The 10284-nt window shown below is 58.3% G+C and carries 6 protein-coding genes and 1 pseudogene; all 7 read right to left on the bottom strand.

Annotated features, from left to right (window positions below):
- On the bottom strand, nucleotides 1-2076 hold a 2076-nt coding region (locus tag EOA28_RS12635), incomplete at its 3' end, for a DUF5801 repeats-in-toxin domain-containing protein (protein ID WP_128314927.1).
- A 1458-nt stretch (nucleotides 2077-3534) separates the two neighbouring features.
- A complete protein-coding gene (locus EOA28_RS12630; RefSeq protein ID WP_245484009.1) occupies nucleotides 3535-4170 on the bottom strand; it encodes a Crp/Fnr family transcriptional regulator in 636 nt (211 codons plus the stop codon).
- Between the two features lie 267 nt (nucleotides 4171-4437).
- Nucleotides 4438-4719 carry a hypothetical protein gene (locus tag EOA28_RS12625; protein ID WP_127250550.1) on the bottom strand — a complete coding sequence of 94 codons (282 nt, stop codon included), beginning with the start codon at nucleotides 4717-4719 and terminating at the stop codon, nucleotides 4438-4440.
- Between the two features lie 248 nt (nucleotides 4720-4967).
- Nucleotides 4968-7268: a mannose-1-phosphate guanylyltransferase/mannose-6-phosphate isomerase gene (locus tag EOA28_RS12620; protein WP_128314926.1), complete on the bottom strand. Its 2301-nt coding sequence runs from the start codon at nucleotides 7266-7268 to the stop codon at nucleotides 4968-4970.
- A gap of 45 nt (nucleotides 7269-7313) precedes the next feature.
- Nucleotides 7314-8000 (bottom strand): annotated as a pseudogene (locus EOA28_RS12615) (aminotransferase class III-fold pyridoxal phosphate-dependent enzyme); the annotation flags it as partial.
- Nucleotides 8001-8221: 221 nt separating this feature from the next.
- Entirely contained in the window at nucleotides 8222-8977 is a 756-nt protein-coding gene (locus EOA28_RS12610) for a response regulator transcription factor (protein ID WP_127250554.1), read from the bottom strand.
- A 601-nt stretch (nucleotides 8978-9578) separates the two neighbouring features.
- A complete protein-coding gene (locus EOA28_RS12605) occupies nucleotides 9579-9797 on the bottom strand; it encodes a hypothetical protein (RefSeq protein WP_126082689.1) in 219 nt (72 codons plus the stop codon).
- Nucleotides 9798-10284 lie beyond the last annotated feature (487 nt).

The raw sequence follows: 10284 nt of genomic DNA, 5'->3' as shown, positions 1-10284 counted from the left end.
GGTGAACAGCGACGCGATCGTCGTCGAACCGAAGGCGAACGCCGTGCCGTCGACGTCGGTGTCGGACTGCACCCCGGCGGTCTCGTCGTGGCGCACCGATGCCGTGCCGCTCGTCACGGCCGTGATTGTCGGCCCGTCATCGTCGAACTTGACGAGCAGGCCGATGTCGTTGCCGGAGTCGGTGGCGGTGTCGCCGTCGCCGTCGGTACGGGTGACGCTCATCTGCACTGCGCCCGACGCCAGCGTGATTGTCTCATCGTACGAGGCGCCGCCGGTCGGATGCTTCAACGACAGATACTGGGCGAGGAAGACCTCGCCTGTGGTCGCGTTCGTCGCCAGCGCGAAAGCCACCGTGCCGGCGGGATCGGCGGTGTCACCTCCCGCGTTCTCGGTGCCGACCCTGCCGAGAATCAGGCCTGCGGCGCTGCCAGTGCCGTTGTACAAGAAGATTTTAGTGCCCGCGGTTGTCTCGACCCCCGAGTCGGTGCCGTTGTTGACGCTTAACGCATAGCTGAGTTCCTGCGCCGCCGGCCCATCGGCCCCGGCGCTGCCCGTCACGGTCAGCAGCGAAGCGGTGCTGCGGGCGAAGCCGATTGCGCCGGTACCTGCCACATCCGGATCGTCGCCAGGCGACGGCACGTTGGTGAACAGCGACGCGATCGTCGTCGAACCGAAGGCGAACGCCGTGCCGTCGACGTCGGTGTCGGACTGCACCCCGGCGGTCTCGTCGTGGCGCACCGATGCCGTGCTCGCGACCGCGGTGATCGACGGCCCGTCATCGTCGAACTGGAGTTGCGTGCCGGCAAACTCGCTCGCGCCCGTGCTGCTCAAGATCGTGAATCCGCCGATGTCGAGGGTGATGTTCGAACCCGGCCCCTTCGTCGGTTGAACGTTTTCGATCAGCACCCGAGTGTGGGCGCTGGTGGTGGTGTAGGAGACGACATCCCCGTTCTTGACACCCGAGATGACCGCCGTATCGCCGCTGAGATTTGCAGCGACCACAGCGCCATTGATCTTGACCTCTGTGATGTTGACCGTGACGTCATCAGCAAATCCCTCGACAAAACCTGTACCTGTTTCGCCCGCGGCGCCGTTTGGATCATTGAAGGCGGTAATCTTGACTGTGACTGTGTTACCGGTCGGGTTGACCTGAGCGACCGTGAACGAGGCCGCGGTGACGCCTGAGGTATAGCCGCTAAACTGGATGTTGCTTTCGTGGTCGGCCTCCGTTGAGTCGAGACCTTGGGGCGGGTGCGGATCTTGTTGTGGGGCTACCGTGAAATCTTCGGCCGGATTGTCGACGAAAGTGAAACTTAGGCCATTGCCCGGCCCGAGATGCTGACCGTTCACTCCAACAGTCGCGTGGGGTCCGGCCTGGCTGCTGCTGACTGTGTCGCCAGTATGGTCATTGTCCTCGGTGTTCGGGTCAGGGGCACGCCCGGTCACCACGATGCCCGAGGTGCTGACGCCCGCGGGATTGTTGCCGAACATCATGAACTCGTTGGCGCCCGATGGCGCATTGTCGAAGGAGAAGGTCGTTTGCTGGGTTGCCGCGACCTTGAGCTTATTGTCGAGATTGACAGTGAAATCGAAATCGTTGGTAGTGTCCGGGTGCTTCAGCGGCTCGAAGAGTGCGATCCAGAACTTGCCGCCAGTGATTAGGGAATTGGTCGTGGTCTCTTCGACGTAGATCGCAAATACGATGGCGCCGCTCGGATCCGCCACCCCTCCGACGGTGCCCTCCCGGCCGAGGACGACGTTGTCGTTGTTGGGGTCGGCGTAGAGGAAGATCTCTCTGCCCTCGAGGGTGAAAAGCCCGCTGGCGTCCCCGTTGAGCGCACCGTTGGTCGGATCGACGAAGCCGAGGCCATTGACGGTAAAGCCAGAGTCAGGCGTGACGGACAGATCATCGCCCCCTCCGCCAGCGACCTGAATCGCATTCGCGAGGTTGGCTCCCGCGTTGCTGAACGCTGTCGAGACATTCGACGGCACGTCGACTAGCGCGATATCGCTATCCTGCGGGCTAGCCGTTTCGTCGATTTTCGTGCTTCCGAAAACATTGATGGTCAGTGCCATTGCGATTCTCCCTGGTTTCAATGCGGCTGGCGCTGTAATCGGCCCAACGCCCGGCAACCGGCCGCACGGACGCACATCCGCCGGCCGGAGCCGGCGCTGCGCGCCATCGTTAAAAGGAAACTGGAGTTCTGGATTGACTCACGGGGTAGAGGGTGTGGGAGGGGCCGTCGCTACGCCTCCATCCATGCCCCGTCAGGCAATTCTGGGCGGATGCGTCCTATGCGCATCGGTGACCCACCAACGGCGGGCACCAAGGATCGACAATGAGGGCATACTCAACCCCGCCCCTCTTCAACAGGCATTGACTGCCTGTACGCCTCCCGCTCAAAAACATGAGCACGAAAACTTTACGCTTATTTGTGGAAAGTTCAAATCGGACTGTTGCCTTTTAACAAAAGGTGTGAATCAGGAAATGGTCCCTTCATGCAGGGGACTTTTGTCCCTCTCCCTCGAACCATTTGAAATCAAACGAGAATACAGCCAATCAAATCAAGGGGTTTGATTGTGACACCTGCATTGGCAATGAAATAGGTCTAATGCAGACGAAAATCGCCAGCAGGGTTCATAGGTTTGGCGTGTGCAATCGTGTGCACGCGAGCGGCGGCTCTATGGCTCGCTAGAGGGACTGGACAGTTCATTGTCGACCTTATTGGCCCAGTCGATGGGCAACTCGCGGTGAGGCATCGCCTGGGTTGAAGTTTCCGCGCCTCGCCTCATCCCAAATTGCGGGTGCATGTTCGACTCATGGCAAGCGCCCCAGACGAAAACCTTGGCGCTCTTGATCCATGATACTTGCCCGGTGGCGTAGGCCTCTTGAAGCGCGCCAGGACGATCGGAGCCATTGGGTAACACCGCGCCAGCTCGGCGGCGCGGGCGCCCAAGGCTGGCAAGAATTCAGCGTCGACCAGTATGAGGCAGACGGGCTGCAGGAATATCGCGCAGCGGCTTCCATGCTCGCGGCCTGCTCCACGAGGGAAATTGCCTCTCGATTGCGTCCACTATGGCCGCCCCTTTTTGCAGAACTTGGCGCACACAACCTTGTCGGGCCGCTTGCGCAGACTTCCTTACCCGGGTGTGAGGCGGCCCGGCGCCTGTGGCGCGTTGGGGTTAGCGGCGCCGGGCCTGACCGCAAGGGTCCTCTAATTCTGCGCGCCGGCGACTTAGCGATATGCCGTTGATTATCGAAGAGGAATTCTTCCAACGAATAACAAAGAAGTATAAGGCGCAGGATGGTTGGCGCCCGGCGGCACTCCTGACTAGAACGGCCGTTGGACCTGCAAAGCCGGCCAGGCAGCGACAAACTGGAGGACGTCGTTCAAGCCACGTGTCACATGGCGCGCGGAGCGACCTCCAAGACCTTGCCTAAGGCTGTGCGAGGCACGGAGAAGCGGCCGTACTTTGTAGAAGTCGCGACTTGGCGCCCTGTTCCCGGAAGAGCCGGGAGCATTGGATGAGCGCTCAGTCCTTCACATAGTCGCCATCAAATCCCACAAACTTTGTCAGGCCCGCAGCATCGAGCAGGCGGACATGACCCTGGCGGAACTCGAGGAACTTGCGCTCGCGGAGTTCCCGCAACATTCGATTCACATGGATCGGGGTAAGGCCAAGGGCGTCAGCGAGATCGTATTGCGTGAGGGGGCAATCAAAGCCGTTGCGGTCAACGGCGCCAACACGCCGCAGACGCCCCGTCAATTCAAGCAGCAAATGCGCCGTTCGCTCCAAGGCGGTACGCCGTCCTACATTGGCGAGGTGCTGAGCTATCACAGCACCGTTGCGCACCAGAGCGTCCATGATGAACGAGAACAGATGAGGCGATTTCATAGCGGCCAGCGTGAGTGTCTTGGTGGGCGCCACCAACAACGACAGTTCGGTCAGGCTCGCGAACGTTTCGACGGTGCCACCTCCATATGATTGAGGCAGAACCACATCACCCGTTAAGGCAAAATCTAAAATTTGCCGCTGTCCCCCAGGTAGCTCGTGGGAAATGCAGCCCCACCCTGACTCAACGATGTATATACGATCGTTGCTGTCGCCCTGGCTGAAGATTACCGCGTCGGCTGGATATCGCTTGGAAGCGAGCCCGAGCGTCTTCATCAACGCGGCGTCGTCATCGTTAAGTCCAACGTATGACGAACGGTGCTCGTCCCCTTTCGAAAAAGAACGTGAAGCAAACGTCATCCGTACCCCTCGCCCTCGACTGCGTATATACCTCCCTCAGCCTCATCATGTATATGAAATTTCACGTGATGAGCAACCTTTTTGACGTCCGGAACGATAAGGCATTGTGACATCAAACCGAGCGCTAACTCTGGCTCAAAACCAGTTATGGTCCGGTTTGATATCCGCCAGGTCGGGTATCATCTATGACTTACTTCTCTTGAAGTTCTCTCTCATTGACTCAACTATCTCACTGGCAACCAGACAGCTCCGGTTGTCCGCCTGGTCGGCAGCATTGCGCAAAGTCAGCGACGCGTCCCTCAGCAGCCCCCTGATCTCCGCCGGCGACAACACTTCCGAGGCCTCAAGTTCCAAAAGGACCGATTCACTCACATGCAGCGCAGCGAGCGCGACCGCCCGCGGCCTTGTTGCCAGCAACTTCAGGAGATCGCCACTACGCCTGCCTCTCGATTTCTTCTTTGCCATCGTCGTCTTAACTACCCGGACAAAAAGCTTTTTATTTCCAACATCTTGACGAGTGTGCGCAGTCCAAGAGACCGAGGGTTAGACCCTTCTCTTTAAGGTGTAGCCATTGGTGACGGTAACCCAGTTTGCAGCAGTGACCCAGAGGCAAGGGGATACTGAATTAGCGGTAGCTGGTGTTCTTCGGCATCACCAATGAAGACGTCCCGCCAGGATCCGCCGCCGTCGCGAAGCGAGGCCCAGTCGCTTCTTCAGCCGTAGACCTGCTTCGATGAGGGGCTGTCCTTTTTCTGGGAAGGCAGCGGAAACGGTTCGACCTGTCCCTCGGTCTTGTCGAGATACTGCGTCAGCGCCGTCACCAGATGGTAGAAGATGCTGGCTGGGACCTCAGTCGCAAGCGACCGACCGCGCTCGTCGATCCTGTCCACCCACAGGCCAAGCGGTGCGGGATCGATATGCCATCTGAAAAGGCGCGCGACACGGGCTTCGATTTCGGGTTTCAGATCAGGCCCACCAATATTGTCCAGCGCGATCGCCGCCTTGACAGCCTCGCATTGCGGCCAGCTGCGCGAGAGTCTGTCGAGAGGCATCCCTTGTCGCGACACGGCCGCGTATGCCAGCCCTGTGGCTCGATTCAATCCGCTGGCAACTGCTGAGGAATAGAGTTTCCTGGCGTAAGCAGCCAAATCCTTTTGTCCGCTGGCCCGCGCGAAGTCCGCGAGCAGGGAGGCCCATTCGAAATGATGCCCCGGTTCGGTCCATTGCCCTTTGTCTCCGGGCAACGGCAGCCAGTCGGCGTCAAAATATTCGGCAAGCGTCCAACTTTCCTGATCGAAAAAATGACACCGGAAGAGATCGATCACGCGAGCCGCTCGACGAAGATATGTGCGGTCGCCGGTGGCATCATGCCAGGCAAGGAACGATTCGAGCATGTGCATGTGCGGGTTCGAGGACCGGACGCCGTTCCAGCCGGGTGTCTCCAGGAAGCCATTCAGGCTGCCATCCTCAAGGTGGGAATCGATAAAATGAAATGTCTCCTGTGCGAGCTGCAAAGCCGTGTGGTGACCGCATCTATAGGCGTGGGCAAGCGCAAGAAGCACGCAGGAATGGTCGTAGGCATCCTCCATCGGATCGGCCACGCTTCCATTGGAATTGAGGGTGCGCACCCAGCCGCCTCGATCGGTCCGGCCGTATTTTGCGATGAAGTCAATTCCGTGATCGATGAGCTTGTCGGCAGGGCCAGTCCAGCGGCGTTCCTTGGCTACCGCGAAGGCATAGATCTGGCGGGCCATCGTCCGCATCCGCTTGGGCTTGCCCAATGGCCTCGCATCGAAACCGAGCGCTTCGTGAAAGCCTCCATGAACAGTGTCGACCCCTGCGGTCGACCATAGCGGAAGAGTCTCGTTGAAAAGCCAGTGCTCGACGCGCTTGCGCCATGATCCGCTGACAATGACCCGGTCTTCCGATGCCGTGAACTTCGTCTCTAATCGCCCGCTTTTCTCGAGTTGTTCCACGACTTTCTTCACATTCTGGCTGTGGCTGACCGGGGCGACGAATATCGCGTCCGGCGTTGCAACCACCGCCACATCCTTCATTCCGATCACAGTGAGCAGCCGACCTTGGCTCCTGAGGTAGGAATTTTTGCAGTCCATTGCCACGACATCGCCCATCACCACATTGCCGTTGCCGTCGGCGGGGCTAGACTCCAGCAACGATTGCCACGACCCGAGATCATTCCAGCGGAAAGAAGCCGTCACCATCGCGATGCCCTGCGCATGTTCCATGACGGCATAGTCAATTGACGTGGAGGGGACCGCCGAGTAGAAGCGTTGGGGCAAGTAGAGGCCCGAAATATCGGTCGTGGCGGACCTGAAGGCGCGTTCCGCGGTATCCCAGATTTCCGGCTGCAATTCGATCAAGGCTTTCTGCATCGTGTCGGCGCGAAACAGGAAGATGCCCGCGTTCCAGTAGAACCTTCCCGACGACAGATATTTTTGCGCCGTCTCGACGTTCGGCTTTTCGACAAAGCGCGAAACCGCGGCCGCGCCATCGCCATTGGCGGCAACCTCGATGTACCCATATCCAGTTTCCGGATGAGTGGGCTTGATCCCGAAGACGACAATGCTACCAGCGTCTGCGGCAGGCATGCCGGCTTCGACGGTTTCCCAAAATTGCGTCTCGGTCGATATCTGATGGTCGGATGGGACCACGAGCACGAGTGCATCCTTGCCGTGTTCGGAAATCGTCTGCAGTGTCGCTATTGCGACCGCCGCCGCAGTATTGCGGCCCAGGGGTTCGAAGATCGGCCTTCCACCGTTCAGTCCGAGCGGACTTATGTCAGAGATAACGCGTTCGGCATGACGTTCGGACGCTATCAGATAGATCGGCGTTTCGCTATTTGGCCATGCTTTGAGGCGCCGAACCGTCTTCGCCAGCATGGAGCCATCCCCCGACAGATCGTGGAACTGCTTGGGATTGTCTTCGCGCGAGAGCGGCCATAGCCGCGACCCGACACCTCCGCTCATGACGAAACTTACGATCCGGTGTGCCATGCTTCAGTTCCTCTCAGAATGTCTGGTTGTAGGCTCCGACCTCTGAATAAGCAGCGCGCCGTTTTCCCTGCAGAGACGTTGCACTTCATGCAGGAAGCCGTCTGCCGGGTCGTCTCCGCGGGATGGCTCGAGGATCAGCGCGGCCAGCTTGCCCGGATATCTGTCGAACAGATCTTTTACGCTGGCGATGTTGTATCGGAAGGTGACGGTGAGATTTCGGACCACCTCCGGAATACCGGCATTCATCGGTGTCGTGCCGATGAACCAATCGTCCGTCGAAAAGAATGGATGGTCGGCGCAGCAGGCCACGAGGTCGCGCCCTGTATAAGCGCGGGCCAAGCGCACGGCGCCGGACGTCGCATCCGAGCCATCCTTGCAGAATTTTACCATCTGCGCGTCGACAAGCTCCAGAAACGTCTCGGCGCAGTCGACTTCGATCCTAGCCGGTCGCGTGAAATTGGAACCACCACTCAACGCTGCCTCAACCGCTCTCAGGACTGTCGGGTAGGCATGCCCCAATCCAACGGAACGATTGCCCATGCCATATTCGATGTATTCGTTGCCATCGACGTCCCAGACATGACATCCAAGTCCACGCTCAATGAAACCCGGGGCGAGAATGGGATACTGATCATCGCCCTTCGCGTATGTATGGCAGCCACCTGGGATCAGTTGGCGCGCGCGACCTTGCAAACGGACAGATTTGCGAAAACAAGGGCTCTGCTCAGACATGTACCACACTCCAGCTGTTGGAAAGTCTACATGTCCGGTCCAAAATTTCGCGATCACCAAATGGCTGCCGATTTAGCACTTATGGTGGATGTTGGAGCCCAATACCGGCGTTTTATAACGATCACGCCATTTGCAGCGGCTGCGGAACAGCCGATCGCGGAACGAGGCTAACAAAGACGACCCGCAGAAGTGAACTCTGGCGGGCCGTCTGAAACCACCTGTCATTCTTCCGCGAGGGCACCTTCCCCGAAAAGGTCGTTCACCTTGTAGGCAACCTCAGTCCTGTTGGTCGCCTTCAGTTTCTTCATGATATTGCGGATGTGGACTTTCACGGTGCTTTCGCGCAAGTTCAGTTCGTAGGCTATGATCTTGTTCGCCTTGCCGCGCCGAAGCGCCTGAGCCACTTCAGCTTGCCGGTGCGTGAACATAGTCGTCAGCGGACGTGCGTCGCGGCTGCCTGAATCGATCAGATGCCGCATGGACAGCACGCTACTGGCCGGTACGAAGATGCCGCCAGCCGCCGCAAGGTTGACGGCTTCGACACAGACGTCAATGCCAACAGAAGTCGGAATGTATCCGCGTGCGCCGCTTTCAAGGGCGGTCAGTATCTGTGTAAGATCTTCCGTGTCAGCCAGCAGAATCACTGGAACAGAACTGAACTCTGAAGAGATCATCCGGACCTCTTCAGCTATGCTTTGATCGGTAACTTTGCGTCCGCCAAGATTAAATAGGATAGCGGCTAAACGAGGGTATGCTTCCTTCTTTATTCGCCATTCTTCGATCCTGTCCATGGCGACAACAGCCATGCCAAGCTCATGGTCCTCCAGAGCCGATGCTAGACATTCCCGGTCTAACGCCCTTCCGTCAAGAATAAGTAGGCATTCCTTGTCTAGTTGTTCGTTGCTCTTTGCGCTGCTCGACGAGATTTCTGATTGATTTGGCGAAGCAAGATTATGTAGTCCGATCACAGAACTCATACTAGCACCCCAACCTTTGCCCAACACGACCGCCTCATGGCGGCCGACAGCCCCCTCAAATCCTAGATTTTTTGAAAGTTTCTACCAATCTGAGAGTCCAGCCAGGCCCCCCCAGCTTGGACGCTCATCGCTTCTCCCCTACACCACCTAGAATTCAGTAGTTGATGCTTTACTAGCGAGAGCTAATCTAAGTTAATTTTCTGTAAATTTTTTTGGCTCTCAAGGGTCCCGCTGATGGGGCAGGCATACGGGCCGAAACCATTGGGCCGGGTTCCTGGAGTCGTGCACGCAAATGATTTCAGGCAAAGCAGCGCCGCCAACCTCATCCGATAGGCGGAAGCAGGACCGTTAATCCACGGCGGCTTCTTACTCCAAAGGCTTCGTTGACGTCATACATTGCCAAAGAAGAACATCTGTTTGCCAGCGTCTGCCCGGGCTTACGCCGGTCTGTCTGCGGATAAAGCGAAGACAGGGTAGGGGAGCCATTCGCCCGCCCCAATGGCTCCCCTATCGCTTTTGCGGTGAGCGGCACAGCAGAAAATCCGCCTGCCAGCATTGTCTGGCAGGCGGACAGATGCTCCTAGAATTGACGATTGGAACCTCAGGCGTGTCCCTGGGGTTCAGTCTCGCTCAGCCAACGGCAGACCGCCTCATGGCTACGGGTCACTGTCTCAAACGCATCGATCAACTTCTTGGCGGCTTTGTTAGCGACGTGGGATTCAGGATACTGGGCGGTCACAGCCTGCGCTCGCTCATAAATTTCCTTGAGCTGCTTCACCTGCTTTGGTCCAAATGCGCCGTGTACAACCTGGGTGGTCATACGGATTGTCCTCCTCATGCTGGAACTCTAGAGAACCCACTCCATTGCCCAGAGGTCCCGATATCTCCAATTATCACGACATTTCACGATCGTAAGCAGAAATGTGCCCGCGACCTGTGTATAAGGGTGACATAACTCGCCGTCGAGCCGTTCTTTAGTGTGCGTTTGCGAGTTAGCCGTTTGCAGGAAGGGGTAGGCCGGACTCCGGCAGGCCGACGTGTCGACACATTCTGAACCTGCCAGCAGCCCAAACACGAGCGCTTCTCAGCCGCAGCGGATGGCATGCAGCCGGCGATCGTGGCTCGCGGTCGGTTGACGGGTCTCAACGGCTGCGCCTGGTTCGCCGGGCTTAAGCATACTGAATTTCCATGGCTACAGATTCGTTCGGTGCTGGTGGACGTCATTCGGATTGGTCAGCAGGCGGGGCAGGGGGCTCAGGCCTGAGGATCGAGGAGGCGGACGCCCTCGCCTTTGACCGGCGGGCAAG

Origin of the sequence: Mesorhizobium sp. M2A.F.Ca.ET.067.02.1.1, from assembly GCF_004023285.1 — a bacterium.
GTDB lineage: Bacteria > Pseudomonadota > Alphaproteobacteria > Rhizobiales > Rhizobiaceae > Mesorhizobium.
This window is presented reverse-complemented; position numbering and strand designations above follow the sequence as displayed.

What these genes read in the sequence shown, in the direction of transcription:
- EOA28_RS12630 (WP_245484009.1), bottom strand. Translation starts at nt 4,170, where the DNA reads ATGAAGACGCTCGGGCTCGCTTCCAAGCGATATCCAGCCGACGCGGTA.
- EOA28_RS12625 (WP_127250550.1), bottom strand. Translation starts at nt 4,719, where the DNA reads ATGGCAAAGAAGAAATCGAGAGGCAGGCGTAGTGGCGATCTCCTGAAG.
- EOA28_RS12620 (WP_128314926.1), bottom strand. Translation starts at nt 7,268, where the DNA reads ATGGCACACCGGATCGTAAGTTTCGTCATGAGCGGAGGTGTCGGGTCG.
- EOA28_RS12610 (WP_127250554.1), bottom strand. Translation starts at nt 8,977, where the DNA reads ATGAGTTCTGTGATCGGACTACATAATCTTGCTTCGCCAAATCAATCA.
- EOA28_RS12605 (WP_126082689.1), bottom strand. Translation starts at nt 9,797, where the DNA reads ATGACCACCCAGGTTGTACACGGCGCATTTGGACCAAAGCAGGTGAAG.